Annotated in this window: 15 protein-coding genes; 12 read left to right on the forward strand and 3 right to left on the reverse strand. The window is 50.6% G+C overall.

Going from position 1 to position 15,148, the window contains the following annotated elements; genetic code table 11:
* Positions 1-10 precede the first annotated feature (10 nt).
* The 5 genes from KE671_RS06315 to pitA all read left to right on the forward strand — a co-directional run bounded on the left by KE671_RS06315 (position 11) and on the right by pitA (position 6,077).
* Positions 11-1,000: a 2-dehydro-3-deoxygalactonokinase gene (locus KE671_RS06315; protein WP_206162208.1), complete on the forward strand. Its 990-nt coding sequence runs from the start codon at positions 11-13 to the stop codon at positions 998-1,000.
* Positions 1,001-1,035: 35 nt separating this feature from the next.
* Entirely contained in the window at positions 1,036-2,343 is a 1,308-nt protein-coding gene (locus tag KE671_RS06320) for an MFS transporter (RefSeq protein WP_042319813.1), read from the forward strand.
* A gap of 44 nt (positions 2,344-2,387) precedes the next feature.
* Positions 2,388-3,035 carry a bifunctional 4-hydroxy-2-oxoglutarate aldolase/2-dehydro-3-deoxy-phosphogluconate aldolase gene (locus tag KE671_RS06325; protein WP_206162209.1) on the forward strand — a complete coding sequence of 216 codons (648 nt, stop codon included), beginning with the start codon at positions 2,388-2,390 and terminating at the stop codon, positions 3,033-3,035.
* A gap of 99 nt (positions 3,036-3,134) precedes the next feature.
* Positions 3,135-3,932: an IclR family transcriptional regulator gene (locus KE671_RS06330; protein ID WP_206162210.1), complete on the forward strand. Its 798-nt coding sequence runs from the start codon at positions 3,135-3,137 to the stop codon at positions 3,930-3,932.
* Positions 3,933-4,577: 645 nt separating this feature from the next.
* Positions 4,578-6,077, forward strand: a complete 1,500-nt coding sequence (gene pitA, locus KE671_RS06335) for an inorganic phosphate transporter PitA (RefSeq protein WP_206162211.1) — start codon at positions 4,578-4,580, stop codon at positions 6,075-6,077.
* Between the two features lie 69 nt (positions 6,078-6,146).
* On the opposite strand, the gene KE671_RS06340 is transcribed toward pitA, so the two are convergent.
* Positions 6,147-6,881: a dTMP kinase gene (locus KE671_RS06340; RefSeq protein WP_206162212.1), complete on the reverse strand. Its 735-nt coding sequence runs from the start codon at positions 6,879-6,881 to the stop codon at positions 6,147-6,149.
* Between the two features lie 171 nt (positions 6,882-7,052).
* On the opposite strand from KE671_RS06340, the gene KE671_RS06345 reads away from it, so the two are divergent.
* The 7 genes from KE671_RS06345 to lptG all read left to right on the forward strand — a co-directional run bounded on the left by KE671_RS06345 (position 7,053) and on the right by lptG (position 13,622).
* Positions 7,053-7,796: a hypothetical protein gene (locus KE671_RS06345; RefSeq protein WP_206162213.1), complete on the forward strand. Its 744-nt coding sequence runs from the start codon at positions 7,053-7,055 to the stop codon at positions 7,794-7,796.
* Positions 7,797-7,806: 10 nt separating this feature from the next.
* Positions 7,807-8,598 (forward strand): hypothetical protein, encoded by a 792-nt coding sequence (locus tag KE671_RS06350; RefSeq protein WP_206162214.1) that lies wholly within the window; start codon positions 7,807-7,809, stop codon positions 8,596-8,598.
* A 111-nt stretch (positions 8,599-8,709) separates the two neighbouring features.
* Positions 8,710-10,047 (forward strand): lipopolysaccharide biosynthesis protein, encoded by a 1,338-nt coding sequence (locus KE671_RS06355; RefSeq protein ID WP_206162215.1) that lies wholly within the window; start codon positions 8,710-8,712, stop codon positions 10,045-10,047.
* Positions 10,044-10,868 (forward strand): hypothetical protein, encoded by an 825-nt coding sequence (locus tag KE671_RS06360; protein ID WP_206162216.1) that lies wholly within the window; start codon positions 10,044-10,046, stop codon positions 10,866-10,868. Before KE671_RS06355 ends, KE671_RS06360 begins: the two co-directional genes overlap by 4 nt.
* 50 nt (positions 10,869-10,918) lie before the next feature.
* Positions 10,919-11,491 carry a YtfJ family protein gene (locus tag KE671_RS06365; RefSeq protein WP_206162217.1) on the forward strand — a complete coding sequence of 191 codons (573 nt, stop codon included), beginning with the start codon at positions 10,919-10,921 and terminating at the stop codon, positions 11,489-11,491.
* Entirely contained in the window at positions 11,491-12,561 is a 1,071-nt protein-coding gene (gene lptF / locus KE671_RS06370) for an LPS export ABC transporter permease LptF (RefSeq protein ID WP_206162218.1), read from the forward strand. Before KE671_RS06365 ends, lptF begins: the two co-directional genes overlap by 1 nt.
* The gene (gene lptG / locus KE671_RS06375) at positions 12,558-13,622 is read left to right on the forward strand and encodes an LPS export ABC transporter permease LptG (protein WP_206162219.1); all 1,065 of its coding nucleotides are present in this window, start codon (positions 12,558-12,560) and stop codon (positions 13,620-13,622) included. Before lptF ends, lptG begins: the two co-directional genes overlap by 4 nt.
* Before the next feature lie 90 nt (positions 13,623-13,712).
* Here lptG and spt read toward each other — a convergent pair whose 3' ends face one another.
* Together spt and KE671_RS06385 are read right to left on the reverse strand one after the other, a co-directional pair.
* Positions 13,713-14,885, reverse strand: coding sequence for a serine palmitoyltransferase (gene spt / locus KE671_RS06380; protein WP_206162220.1), 1,173 nt, complete (start codon positions 14,883-14,885; stop codon positions 13,713-13,715).
* Positions 14,872-15,132 (reverse strand): acyl carrier protein, encoded by a 261-nt coding sequence (locus tag KE671_RS06385; RefSeq protein WP_206162221.1) that lies wholly within the window; start codon positions 15,130-15,132, stop codon positions 14,872-14,874. The genes spt and KE671_RS06385 overlap by 14 nt, the downstream gene beginning before the upstream one ends.
* Positions 15,133-15,148: the final 16 nt, after the last annotated feature.

A 15,148-nucleotide genomic window follows, 5' to 3' on the forward strand; every position in this document is an offset into this window, starting at 1 on the left:
TGAAAGCAGGATGACCATTATTACCATTGATACCGGAACCACCAATACTCGCGTCTGCGCCTGGCAGGACGGAACATTACTGGCTGAAGCTGCGCGTTGTGCAGGCGTCCGGGATACCGCCATTACCGGCAGCACGGCCACGTTAATGCAAGGCGTCAGCGACGCCGTACAGGAGGTAAAGCAAAAAGCCGGCATCTCTTGCGACGCGAAGGTGATTTACCTCTCCGCCGGGATGATCACCTCCAACGTGGGTTTATGCGAGATCCCTCATCTTGTCGCTCCCGCCGGGTTAAAAGAACTGGCGGCGGGGATGACTCCCGCGCATCTGCCAGAGATTAGCGATGAACCCATCTGGTTTGTTCCTGGCATACGTAATCATAAAGACGCCGTCTCACTCGATAACGTCGAGCAGATGGACATGATGCGTGGCGAAGAAACGGAAGCGATTGGCGTACTCAGTAGCCTGGACATCCGTGGTCCCGCGCTGATTATTTTACCGGGTTCACATTCCAAATTTGTCAAAATTGATGCACAGAACCGTATTGAAGGCTGCGTGACCACTATGGGCGGTGAGCTTCTGGAAGTCATTACCCGACATACGATCCTGGCCAGCTCTTTACAGCATCAATTCGCGACCGACATCGACAGCCCCTCGCTATTACAAGGCGCCCGCCAGTGTCTGCAAACCGGACTTTCCCGCACCTGTTTTTCGGTTCGCGTGCTGGATATGTTTGCTGCTTTATCGCTGAATCAGAAAGCGAACGTACTGCTCGGTGCCGTCTTGCAGGATGATCTTCAGGCCGTTAAAAACAGCCAGGCATTTGACTGTCCTGCGGATACGCACATTGTGGTGTGCGGTAAAGAGATTCTTAAATTCGCGTTCGCCACCTTAATCGATCATGACCCGTGGTTTAACGGAAAAATAACCGTCGCGCCGGAAAATAAATCCTTATCCGCAGAGGGATTACTGGCGCTGGCGAAACGAAAAAACATTATTTAACTCCTTTGTACCCTACAAAAATAAAGGTTTACGTTATGAACACAACCGTAAAAGAAAGTGCCGTAGTCAAAAAAAGAGGCGGTAAAAGATGGTTTGTTGTTTTCCTCTTATTAATCGGCGGGATTATTAACTATCTGGATCGCGCGAGTTTATCCATCGCCGCGCCCGATATGATGAAAGAACTGAATCTGTCTAATACGGATATTGGGCTTCTGGGTTCGGTATTCGCGTTGATTTATGCCTTGTGCCAACTCCCGGCCGGTTTTCTGGTTGACCGCTTTGGCCCTAAGAAAGTGTATGGCTGGGCTGTTGCGTTATGGAGCGGCGCCACGATGCTGACGGGGGCATGCAGCAATATGATGACCCTGATTTTCGCACGCGGAATTTTAGGTATTACTGAAGCTCCCTGCTGGCCAGGCGCGGCCAAAATCACTGCGTCCTGGTTCCCTAAGAAGGAGCGCGCGCTGGCGACAGGTTTCTGGGATGCTGCGTCGAAATGGGGGCCGGCCATTGCTCCGCCGATTCTGGTGGCCATTATCGTGCCTTTTGGCTGGCGTTCTTTATTTTATATTGCCGGTGCAATTGGCCTGGTCTTCGTGGTGTTCTTTATTTTTGCTTATCACCAGCCGGAAAAACACCCGAGTATCACTAAAGAGGAACTGGATTATATCAAGGAAGGCGGCGGTGGCACCGCAGAAAAACTGACAGGTGATGCAGAGAAAATCAGTTGGGGCGGCTTATTCAAATACCGCTGCATCTGGGGAATGATATTAGGCTGGTTTTGCTATGTGTGGATGATGAATATTTTCACCACCTTCCTGCCGCTCTATTTGATGAAAACCCAGAACATTCAGCTTAAAGAATTAGGGATCTATGCCAGTATTCCTTATTTCGGCGGTATTGTCGGCGCCATCATGGGAGGATACATCTCCAAATGGTTAATCGATAAAAATATCTTTACCGATTCACTGAAAGCAAAACGCGTCACCATCAGTATCTCTGCATTACTTGCGGGTATTGCCGTTATTGCCGTGCCGATGGTGGATGGTCTGTTTGCCACATTAACGCTGCTGGTGATTGCCATGGCACTGCTTTCCGCGCTCTCCGCGACCGGCTGGGCGTTACCTGGCGACGTTGCCCCCTCCTCCATGGTGGCGTCTGTCGGCAGTATCCAGAACTTCGGCGGTTATTTTGCCGGTTCGCTCTCCCCCCTTGCCACTGGCTTGATTGCTGATGTCACTGGCTCTTACACCCTGGCCTTCGTCAGCGGTGGGATTATCGCGGCCTGTGCCGCACTGTGTTACTGGTTCATCGTAAAAGAGCCGGTAAAAGTAGAAGAATAATACCGTCAGGGGGAAATCTCCCTGGCTTTTTACAGAGGTTATCAATGATTAAACATCGCGTTATTCACGCTATAGAACAGACCGGACTGATTGCCATCGTGCGCGGTATCGAGCCTGAATCTGTTTTGCCTTTGGCTGAAGCGTTATATGCAGGTGGCGTTGAGGTGATAGAGGTGACGTGTAATTCCACACGTTATCTGGAAAGTATCACTGCGCTAAAAACGAAAATGGGAGATAAGATGAAGGTGGGGGCTGGTACCGTCATCAATCCCGTGATGGCGCAACTGGTGATCGATGCCGGCGCTGATTTCGTGTTGTCGCCCGATTTCAATCCTGATGTCGTCTCTATGGTCCATGAGAAGCAACGACTGATGATCCCGGCGGTGATGACGCCATCCGAAATCCTCCAGGCCTGTCGCCTTGGCGTGGACTTGCTGAAGCTCTTTCCGGCAAACAGCCTGGGCATCGATTATCTGAAAGAGATCCAGGGACCGTTGGATAACCTCGCGCTGATCCCGGTGGGCGGCATTACGCTTGAAAATACAGCAAGCTTTGCCCATGCGGGCGCGTTTGCGGTCGGCGTCGGGAGCGCACTGACAAACAAACAGTGGGTAAAAGACGGTGAATGGGGAAAAATCACCCGTCAGGCTGAGGCATTTATCCGGGCTTTCCACGATAACAAGCGCCGATAAATGACAACGGCATCCTGCCCTGCACGTTTTTCCTTCATTGTGTTCATGAAGCCCGCCTGGCTATACTGCGGCTCATTAACACTACAGTGAGGGAAGAACGTGTCTGAGAAGATTAACCGCTCTGTCGCGCGGGCACTGGAAATCATGGAGTTGATTGCACAGAGCAAAGATGATCTCACTATTTCAGAGATCAGCAAATTTCTGTCCATTCCGAAAAGTACGACGTTCGATATTCTGTATACCCTTCTGGAAAAAGGATATCTGGAGCAGACCAGCGAGAAGCAGAAAACGTTCAGGCTGGGTATGAAACTGTTCCAGACCGGCGCTCACTATCTCGACAGAACGCCTTTTCGCGATGTTGCCCACGCCACCCTGGAAAAGCTGGTTGAAACCGCAGGTGAAACGGCCTTTCTCGCGATTCTCAATAAAGATGAACTGGTGTACCTGGACAAGGTTGAAAGCCCCAATTCTGTCAGAACCTCGGCGCGTATTGGCTCCAGTAACCCGCTGTATTGTACGGGGTTGGGTAAAGCCATTCTCGCCACCCTGCCCGATGATGAAGTGCGCGCAATATTAAAACGAACCGGTGGTCTGCGACCCGTGACACCTTATACGATCACGGATGAAGCACAGTTTATGTCTATACTCGCCCAGGCCAGACAGCAAGGTTATGCGGTCGATGACCGAGAACATAACAGCGAAGTCTTTTGCCTCGCAGCGCCGGTGTACAATCTCCACGGACATGTTAGCGCAGCCATCAGCGTGGCCAGTTTATTTTCTAAAGTGAAGGACGATCGGCAAAAAATAGAGCAACTGGGAAAAATGATCTCAGCCGCTGCGCTCGAGTTGTCACACAGAATTGGCTATCGGGGTAATTCACTCTATGTGAGTGAATGAGTTGATTGACGGTTTTACCTGACAAAATCGGCTAAACGACACGGTGTGGTTTACCAGGACTCTGCGCCGCAATCAGGTGCTATCGCCGTGGTCGTTGTAGTCGATTCGTTGAACACGTCTTTGTGAGTCGCTGTTGCTGGTCAGACTTCCCCGATCACCCACCCGCGAAGTGGTTTTCTTCGCATCAATCGGTGAGTGCGCGGCACAACCTATCAATATAGAGAGGGTTGTAATTACTGGCTGAAATCCATCTAACTCGTTCTCTTATCTAAACCATGCATGATTCTGCATGGAAAAATAATTATATTCTTGGTTTTTTCCACCACAAAACAGGATTCACCCATTTAAATCATTCACAAAATAAATATTTAAAGTTCTTTTATTGATTAAGTTTTTATTTTGCTGAGAAACCATGCATATTTGCATTCTGATCTCACAGAATATTCATCATACTATTTACGTCACATAGATATAGGCATCATTCGTTAATCTCCACCTATCCACTTGAATTAGATAAATTAATTACTCAGAACATAATACAATTCGTATGTCATATCAAAAAAAGATGATATTTCACTTTGCCCGAATCGCTAAAGTCACTGATAATGCGCCCGGTCGTCTCTCCAACATGGCGGTATATTCCCTATGCAATATGTGTTTTCTGGTCTGGATTTATATACCGGCTTGATGCTTTTACTTGCGCTGGTCTTTGTCCTGTTTTACGAAGCTATTAACGGATTTCACGACACCGCTAATGCTGTCGCGACCGTTATTTATACCCGCGCCATGCAACCCCAACTAGCGGTGATGATGGCTGCGGCTTTCAACTTCTTTGGCGTCCTGTTGGGCGGGCTCAGCGTTGCCTATGCCATCGTGCATATGCTACCCACAGATTTGCTGCTCAATATGGGGTCGTCACATGGCCTCGCGATGATTTTCTCCATGTTACTGGCGGCCATTATCTGGAACCTGGGAACCTGGTATTTCGGCTTACCGGCTTCCAGTTCTCATACCCTGATCGGCGCGATTATTGGGATTGGACTCACCAACGCGCTGATGACCGGAACGTCGGTTGTCGATGCGTTAAACATCCCGGCGGTGGTCAATATCTTTGCGTCGTTGATCGCATCTCCCGTGGTCGGAATGGTGATTGCCGGCGGCCTGATCTTCCTGCTTCGCCGCTACTGGAGCGGCACCAAAAAACGCGATCGCATCCATCGTCTTCCTGAAGAACGAAAAAAGAAAGGGGGTAAAAAGAAACCGCCATTCTGGACACGTATTTCACTCATCTTCTCAGCGGCAGGCGTGGCTTTCTCTCACGGTGCGAACGATGGTCAGAAAGGGATCGGCCTGGTGATGCTGGTGCTGGTGGGGATAGCGCCTGCCGGTTTCGTGGTGAACATGAGCGCTTCAGGCTACGAAATCACCCGCACGCGTGATGCTGTCAGCAATCTGGAAATGTACTTACAGCAACACCCCGACGTGGTAAGACAGGTGGCTGACATGACTCAACCGCTTGCGGCTCCGGCAGCGAATACCCCACCGACAACTGAATTTCATTGTCACCCGGCGAATACGATGGAAGCCCTTGGTCGCGTCAAAACACTGTTACCGGCCAATCTGGAGAGCTACGACACATTAAGCGTGCCGCAACGCAGCCAGTTACGACGCATCATGCTATGCATCTCCGATACAACAGATAAAGTGGCGAAGCTGCCGGATATCAGCCGTAGCGACATGCATCTGTTAAAAAAACTGAAAACCGATATGTTGAGCACCATTGAATATGCGCCGATCTGGATAATCATGGCGGTCGCACTGGCGTTGGGTATGGGGACGATGATCGGCTGGCGTCGCGTGGCAACCACGATTGGCGAGAAGATTGGTAAGAAAGGTATGACCTATGCCCAGGGGATGTCCGCTCAGCTCACGGCGGCGATCTCCATTGGTCTTGCCAGCTATATCGGAATGCCGGTTTCTACTACGCATGTGCTCTCTTCCGCCGTCGCGGGAACAATGATTGTCGACGGCGGTGGATTACAGCGGAAAACCGTCACCAGCATCGCGATGGCCTGGGTATTCACGTTGCCAGCGGCGATTTTGCTGTCCGGGTTTCTGTATTGGGCATCCCTGCAACTTATCTAACCTAATTAACGATTTAGCGAAGTGAAATATGCCTGAGAATGCCCGGTCCGACAGACTGGGCATTCTTACTTACTGAGGATGAAAGCCAACTACGGGCTTATTACCGCCAGTGTCATGATAACCCCGGGCCGCCATAAACGCCGTTATCGCTTTTTCCGCATCCGCCAGCACACTATCCAGCGACTGATTAGCATCAATATCGACAAGAGGTGCGCCGCCAAAGGTCAATTGTGGCGTTATCGCGATCTTCATTGCCAGCGCTTCTCTACGATGATCGGGTTTACGTGCACAGGCAACGTCGAGATCAACATTCAGTTTTATCACCAAATCTGGCTTATGGCTGGCCATCCAGCGAAACGCAGAGCGTTCTTGTTCGGCCAACCAACTAACGAAGCGACTCCCATCTGTATTAATGGGAAACACGGTACCATCATAGGCGCCCGGGATTTGAATTTGTGGGTAGCGATCGGTTAACACAATTAAGCCCCGACGGCGACACATCAGCATATGGCGAAACCGCAATAACCGACGCGCAACAAAAGACATAATTACCAATGCGGGAATCGCGCCAGGTAATCTTTTAGCAGTTTTAACTTTATTACGCTCAATAACTTTACCTAATGAATTACCCATTAACGGTAATTTAACCACAGCGCGCCCTACATTTCCTGCCTGTTTCCCTAGATGGACTTTTTCTGTTGGGCCATATTTCTGCAAACAGATAACAAGATGTTCGCAGACCGTTGTTTTCCCCGAACCGTCGCTGCCAATAACGGCTATTAGCGGAGGTTTTATTGATTGCATAAATACACCCCTAAAATAAAATTATCGCCATGAATAATTTATTATCCAAATTCCCTTGCGGATATAATTGTTAATACTAAAACGACAATTAGCCATTGTCACAACTTTATTGAACAGATATTCTGGGTACACAATTACTACCGTGAATTATTTATTTAAACTGGATTTTTCGTGAATCAATATACTATTCCCACTATAAATCCCCCTTTCGCTCGGGTGATTGCTATAGTCGGCTGCGATGGTTCAGGTAAATCAACCCTGGCAGCCAGCCTGACTTCACTTCTGGGCTCACAGCTGCCGACAAAACAGCTTTATCTCGGGCAATCCTCTGGTCGTATTGGCGAATGGATCGAACATTTGCCCCTCATCGGGGCGATACTGGGCCGTTACCTGCGGACAAAAGCCGCCGACGTGCACCAGCGCCCCTCTGCGCCGCCAGGAAACATCACGGCGCTGGTGATCTTCCTGCTCTCTTGCTGGAGAGCATACAAATTCCGCAACATGTTGATCCAGAGTCGACAAGGTACATTGTTCATCGTCGATCGGTATCCACAGGCGGAAGTGCCCGGGTTTCGCTTTGACGGACCACAGTTAGCGAAAACAGCTGGCGGTAACCGGTGGGTACGACTCCTGAAAGCCCGCGAACTCCAGTTGTACCAGTGGATGGCCTCCTGGCGGCCTCTGCTGTTGATCCGATTGGATATTGATGAAGAAACCGCCTTCTCACGTAAGCCCGATCATCCCCTTTCCGTCTTACACGAAAAGATCGCGGTTACGCCACATCTGACCTTCAACGGGGCACCAATTCTTGAACTGAATGGTCGGGAGTCGGCGGATCAAATTCTTACTGACTCATTACGCTCAATTCAGACCTCTCTTCGCGATCACCGGATCGTTTTTGCGAGTCCTTTTTAGACGGAACGACATGAACACAGAGACCTTAAGCCCGCAGAACGGGCCGTCAGCGCAATATATTCCGGGACTGATTGCCGTGGTGGGCTGCGATGGCACCGGCAAATCCACGCTGACGGCAGATTTGGTGAAAAACCTGCAACAAAAGTGGGTGACAGAACGTTGCTACCTGGGACTTATCTCTGGAGAAGATGGCGAAAAAATCAAACGACTGCCGCTTATAGGGACATGGCTTGAAAGACGGCTGGCGGCTAAATCCTCAAAAGCACAAAGCATGAGTACCCGGGCTCCGGCACTTTGGGCTGCGATTATTATGTACGGATTCTCGTTACGCCGGAGGGCTAACTTACGCAAGGTCCTGCGACTGACGCAAAGCGGCGTACTGGTGATCAGCGATCGCTATCCTCAGGCCGAAATTTCTGGATTTCATTATGACGGACCGGGTATTGGCGTCGAACGAGCAACGGGCTGGGTGAAAAGCCGCATGGCGAAGCGCGAATCCCGTCTGTATCAGGAAATGGCGTTATATCGTCCTGAACTCATCATTCGTCTTAATATCGATATTGATACCGCCTTTTCCCGTAAGCCCGACCACGACTACAACGAGCTGCGCGACAAAATCGACGTCATGGTGAAGATCACCTACAACGGCTCGCGAATTCTCGATCTGGATTCCAGAACCCCCTATCGTGAAGTGCTGGAAAAGGCGCTGGCAGTTGCATCCGTTACAGCCCGAGATTCTCAACGCAGGCTTGCGCTATCACAACACACCAGCGTTCCGCTCGAAATCGGGGAACATCTATAACCAATAAATCTCTGAGCTCAGGCACTGCGCAATTTACCAGCCTGAGATTTTATGCTGGGCAGGTTTGTTCCTGCTGAGTGATGATTAACCAGCTCTGGCGGGTTTTCGCCCATGAAAAAGTGGTTTGCTGATGGCGCCTTTCGCACCATCATTCGTAACAGCGCCTATTTAGGCTCCAGCAATGTGGTGAGCGCCCTGCTGGGTTTACTGGCACTCTCCTGTGCCGGTAAAGGAATGGCACCGGCGATGTTCGGCGTGCTGGTCATCGTGCAGTCGTACACTAAAGCCATTAGCGATTTTGCCAAATTCCAGACATGGCAACTGGTTGTTCAGTACGGTACCCCCGCACTGGAAAGTAATAACTTGCAGCAGTTCCGTGATGTGATCTCTTTTTCCTTTAGCCTCGATATCGCCAGCGGTGCCGCTGCGATCCTCTGTGGGATGGGGTTGCTCCCGTTTCTTTCGCATTCATTAGGCCTCGATGCCAACAGCTTCTGGCTGGCAATGCTGTATTGTACGCTGATCCCTTCAATGGCCTCCTCGACCCCGACGGGTATTTTGCGGTCAGTGAACCGCTTTGATTTAATTGCCATACAGCAGGCCACCAAACCCTTCCTGCGTGCGCTGGGTAGTGTTATCGCGTATCTCGGCGATTTTGGGTTTGCCGGTTTCGTGATCACCTGGTACACGTCCAGTCTGGTCGGCGGCACAATGTACTGGTGGTTTGCCGCGCGCGAACTGCGTAGCCGGAATATTCACGGAGCGCTACGCCCACGACTGTTTGCATCAGCGCGCCGCCTCGAAGGCGCATGGAATTTTGTCTGGGCAACCAATTTTGCCCACACGATCTGGTCTGCTCGCAACTCATGCAGCACGGTATTGGTGGGGGTCGTTCTCGGCCCTGCCGCCGCAGGGCTGTTTAAAATTGCGATGACCTTCTTCGATGCAACAGGAACACCAGCGCAGTTGCTCGCCAAAAGCTTTTATCCCGAAGTCATGCGCTTAGATCCACGCAGCAAAAAGCCGTGGCAACTGGGAATGAAATCAGCGCTTCTGGCTGGAGGGATCGGCATCATCGTGGCACTTGTTGTGGTGATTGTCGGTAAGCCGCTCATTTCGCTGGTTTTTGGCGTCAAATACCTCCAGGCGTATGATCTCATTCAGATTATGCTTGGCGCAATTATCGTATCGATGTTGGGGTTTCCTCAGGAATCGCTGCTGCTTATGTCCGGTAAACAGCGGGCTTTCCTGACCGCGCAAACCCTTGCATCCATCGCCTACATTGTCCTGTTACCAGGGCTATCACATCTCTTTGGCGTAATCGGATCGGCGTTTGCTTATTTCGCCGGACAATGTCTGGATGTGCTGCTTTCCCTGATCCCAACACTTCGCGCTTATTACCATCGCCAGCACTTGCCATTTACCGCAGGCAAAGAGACACACTCATGACGCACAAAAAATTCTCACCTGATGTTCTCCAGCGCCTCTTTGTGGCGGTGGAAGAAGACGACATTGTTGATCGCCATGTCGCGTTACCGGAGCGTATTCCAGTCTGTTACACCGAGGAGAATATCCGTCGTTGTTATGATCTGTGTCTGCAGTTTTGGGAGGAGGGTTTTACCCGGACAGACTTACTGCAATTGGTACTGAAACAATTACGCAGCGACGAGCTGTCAGTAAACGAACAGAGACAGTACAAATACATTCGCGCGCGGTATAAGCATTTACGCTTTGCGCAGCGCCTCTACCGCAAGGATCACCAGTCAGGCCACGTTTTTGGCAAAACCACCGTTTTTCTCGGGCATTTCCAGGACGGATTTCGTAACGGAAACAAAACGATGATTACCACTTACGGAAGACGGTTGCGCATTTGCCTAAGCCTCCCCATCTGGTGGGGCGTTCGATATTCCTTGCGTCATAGCCAGTTAGCGACAATAAGCGGATTCATAGTCTATTGTCAGACGCAAATGCGCACGCTACGGGACCTGCTTGCCCAAACGCAACTGACAGGAAGTGAATTCCATACCATACGAAAAATCATTAGTCAGCAGGTTTCTTTTTTTGACACGCTGCGCGCGCTCGATCCGGATAATGATGATGCTCGCGCCATCTCCCGCTTTCTGGCTGCCATTAACGGTCTGATGGGGGACCGGCACGATGAGATGGTGGCCGATGCGATGGAAATGAGAAAACCGTACGACGAGCCCTGCGAACTGGATAGCGACATTCGTGAACGTATAGCGCACTGGCTCGATCGTTATCCCCTGTAGATTCCCGGCACATGATTCCCATTCTGACTCAACAAAATAAAGGATCTGCGATGCTGCTATGTCGATTATTGATGATTTCACTTCTGATTTCGCCATGGCTGGCAGCAGCGCATAACTTTGTCGACGGCCAGCCGGTAAAGCCGATTGTCATTATGGATCGCGGCGAATTGCTGCTGGATAATCACGATGCGTTTCGCTATCGAACCTGGAAAAGCGATGAACTGGCGGGAAAGGTGCGCATTGTTCAGTATATTGCCGGGCGAAAATCGGCAAAAAAGAAAAACTCAATGCTGATTAAGGCCGTTAAAGCAGCCAATTTTCCTCTTGACCGCTTTCAACCAACCACCATCGTGAATACCGATGATGTGATCTTTGGCTCTGGTTTCTTTGTCCTCGGCAAGATAGAAAAAAACAAACGCCGCTACCCGTGGGCGCAATTTATCATCGACAGCAGCGGGCTCGGGCGCAGAACCTGGCAACTCAATGCGATGAGTTCCACCATTCTGGTGCTGGATAAAAAGGGGCGCGTCTTGTGGGCCAAGGATGGCGATCTGACGCCGAAAGAGGTGCATCAGGTTATCGCGATGGTACACAAGATGGTTAACGAATCATCAGGCCTGTGATGAAATTAATTGAACACTACATCATGAGCGGCATTTGTCGACTGGTGGTGACGCTTGTGGGCTTTCTGACTTTTATATTCGCCTGCTATTGCGCACAGCGCTACCTGACCGAAGCGGCCAACGGCACATTAGCCCTCGGCGTTGTGCTGAATGTTGTCTTCTATAAAGTGTTAATTGCGCTGGAGATGCTGCTCCCGGTCGGTCTGTATGTTTCCGTCGGCATCACCCTTGGCCAGATGTATACCGATTCAGAAATGACGGCAATAGCGGCAGCTGGCGCCACGCCTTCATGTCTTTATCGCGCCGTCATGGTCCTTGCCATTCCATTGAGTATTCTGGTGACGATACTGTCTCTGTACGGCAGACCCTGGGCTTACGCGCAAATTTATCAGTTAGAACAACAGTCGCAATCAGCGCTGGATGTCCATCACCTGCAGGCAAGAAAGTTTAACGTCAACAACAATGGACGGATGATCCTGGCCCGTCAGATTGACTCCGGCGCGGCTCATTTGAATGATGCGCTGATCTACACCGCCTCGGATAATAAAACCAGTATCTTCAGGGCCAACAGCGTTGACGTTGTTGATCCCTCCTCCACGACGCCCGCAGTGATGTTGCACTCCGGTACCGCTTATGTTCTGGACCATCAGGGTAGTAATGATAACGAACAAGTTTTCCGCAATCTCAGACTGAATCTGAAACCGTTGGATCAGAAAAACGAGGTCAAACGGAAGGCAAAATCCGTAGAGACGCTTACCCGCGCCTCTGTGCCGGCAGATATCGCTGAACTGCAATGGCGGGAAAGTCGCGGAGTCTGCGCGTTGTTCATGGCACTGCTGGCTGTTCCGTTAAGCCGCGTCAAGCCGCGTCAGGGACGGTTTTCCACCTTGCTCCCGCTCACGCTCTTATTCGTCATCATTTTTTATGGCGGCAATATATGCCGTACGCTGGTTGCCAACGGCGCGTTGCCGGTCACTCCGGGACTGTGGCTGATCCCTCTGCTCATATTGATCGGCTTTGTGATCCTGTTGGTTCGCGACGGCACGCTACGGTGGAAAACGTATAAATGAGCATCTTCAGTCGCTATTTAATACGCCATCTTTTTTTAGGATTTGCGGCTGCAGCAGGGTTACTGCTTCCTCTGTTTACTACCTTTAATCTGATCAACGAGCTCGATGATGTGAGTTCCGGTGGTTATCGCTGGACGCAGGCGCTGATAGTCGTGTTGATGACATTGCCCAGGACGCTTATCGATCTTGGTCCCTTTATTGCCCTGCTCGGTGGGATCGTCGGACTGGGACAGTTGTCGAAAAGCGGGGAATTAACCGCCATACGCACCACGGGATGTTCAATTTTCAACATCGCCATGGTGATGCTAAGTGGAGGACTAATACTAATCGTTGCCCTCAGTGCTATTGATGAGTGGATTGCTTCACCGATGCAGCAGCAGGCGTTGCAAATTAAAACGCATAGCAATCACGATACCTCAGGAAACATTCTGTGGGCCCGCCGTGGCAATGAGTATGTGACGGTAAAATCGCTGGATGCACATCATAATCCAGAAGGCATTGAGCTGTTTTACTACCGGGCGGACCACTCTCTGAAGCGGTATATTTATGCGCAAACCGCCACCCTTTCAGATAACGGAACCTGGCGGCTTGAAGGCGTGAATCAAAAGGAGTGGAGCAACGGCAAGGAGACAACTGAGACAAAAGAGAACGCTGTGTGGTCATCCCTGTTCGCAGACATGAGTCTCGAGGAGCTCACCCTGCCCAGCAGTAGTTTTTCGGTTAAGCAACTCGGCCATTATATTTCCTACCTGAAGAGTACAGGCCAACCCCGTCTCGAATTTACGCTGGCGCTGTGGCTAAAATTGGGGCATCCGCTTTTGATTCTGGCGATGATCTTACTGGCAGTCCCTTTTACCTTTAGTGCTCCCCGGGATCCGGGACTGGGGAGTCGCCTGGCCGTTGGCGTGATCGTTGGTCTACTGACTTACGTCTGCAACCAGATCATCGTCAACCTGGGACTGCTTTATTCCCTGAACGTGCAGATGACAACGCTCGCACCGCCAATATTGCTCCTGGCGGTGGCATTATTATTGGTTTACCGATTCGATCGCCAACCCTGATATCAAAACATTCATCAGAGGGCTTGATGGGCAGAGGATAAGACGCCGCAGCAGGTATTCTCAGGAAGAATATCTGCCGCGTAGCGCGGGTTATTTTTTCAGCTTTGCAAATGCCTGAATAATTGCGTCAATCTGCTCGTGGGTATGCGCAGCGTTAACACTGCAGCGTAGCAACGTGATCCCGGCGGGTGCAGCCGGTGGCAAAATGAGATTGACATAAACACCAGCGGCGATGAGCTCGCGCCAGATACGCAGTCCCTCTTCTTTTGCGCCAATTATCACCGGAACCACAGGACTGATGTGCGAACTCAGTTCATACCCCAGTCTCTCAAGCCCTTCATACAGTCGCACTGCATTATCCCATAGCGTTTGGCGCAACTCCGGTTGTGCAGCAATCGTTTTTAACGCAGAGCGGACGGTTGCAATGCTCGACGGCGACGGCGATGCGGTAAAAATATATGGACGACTGGCGTAACGCAGGACATCCATACCCTTCGCGCCAACAGCAAAACCACCAATAGAAGCCAGGCTTTTACTGAAGGTTCCCACGATAATATCAACATCCTGTTCCACACCCGTCGCTTCCGCCAGTCCCCGCCCCTTCGCCCCCATCACGCCGAAGGAATGAGCTTCATCGACAATCAGAAAACCGCCCAAGCGTTTTTTGATGTCGACGATTTCGGCCAGTGGCGCAATGTCGCCCAGCATACTGTAAATGCCTTCGACAATGATGATAGCGTCTTTAGCGCGCTCACCGAGGCGCACCATGCGCCGCTCCAGATCTTTCGCGTCATTATGGCGAAAGCGGATAATTTCAGCGCCGCCTAATACACAGGCATCATAAATGCTGGCGTGGCTGTCCGCATCCAGCATTACCACGGCATTGTGGCTGGCAAGCGTGCTGATTATCCCCAAATTGGCGGTATAGCCCGTGGAAAAGACGATGGCCGATGGTCGGTCAAAAAACGCGGCAATCTCTTGTTCTAAGGCTAAATGAGGTCCATAACTGCCGTTCGCCATTCGCGAACCGGTCGTACCTGTTCCCAGACTGGCTAAAGCAGCCTGCCCCTCGGCAATCGCCTGTAGATCAAAGGTGAGGCCCAGATAGTTATTCGTTCCCGCCAGTATAATTTTTTGGTTGCCAATCCGTCCTTCCGTCGCGGAAAACACTTCATCAATACAGGTACCAAATGGATTAATCCCCGCCATGCTAAAATGTTCCCGCTCGCTGGCCAGACGCGAGAATTTATCATAAAGACTCATCGATATTCTCCAGATAAGGGATTAATGCTCCCATTAATTGCGCAGGGGTTCTGACATCCAGCAAAATGTTAATGGGGATAGTAATATCGAATTTATCTTCCAGTAACATGAGTAAATCCATAACCTTAATCGATTCCAGCCCAAGGTCATTAACCAGATCGCTGTCAGGATGAATATCTACGCCGCTTTCGACCATCCCTTGCAAACAATAAAGGGTATAATCCATTACTTCGTCATGATTTAACATAGAAAATAACACACCT

The sequence above is a fragment of the Citrobacter amalonaticus genome, assembly GCF_018252635.1.
GTDB classification, from domain to species: domain Bacteria; phylum Pseudomonadota; class Gammaproteobacteria; order Enterobacterales; family Enterobacteriaceae; genus Citrobacter_A; species Citrobacter_A amalonaticus_E.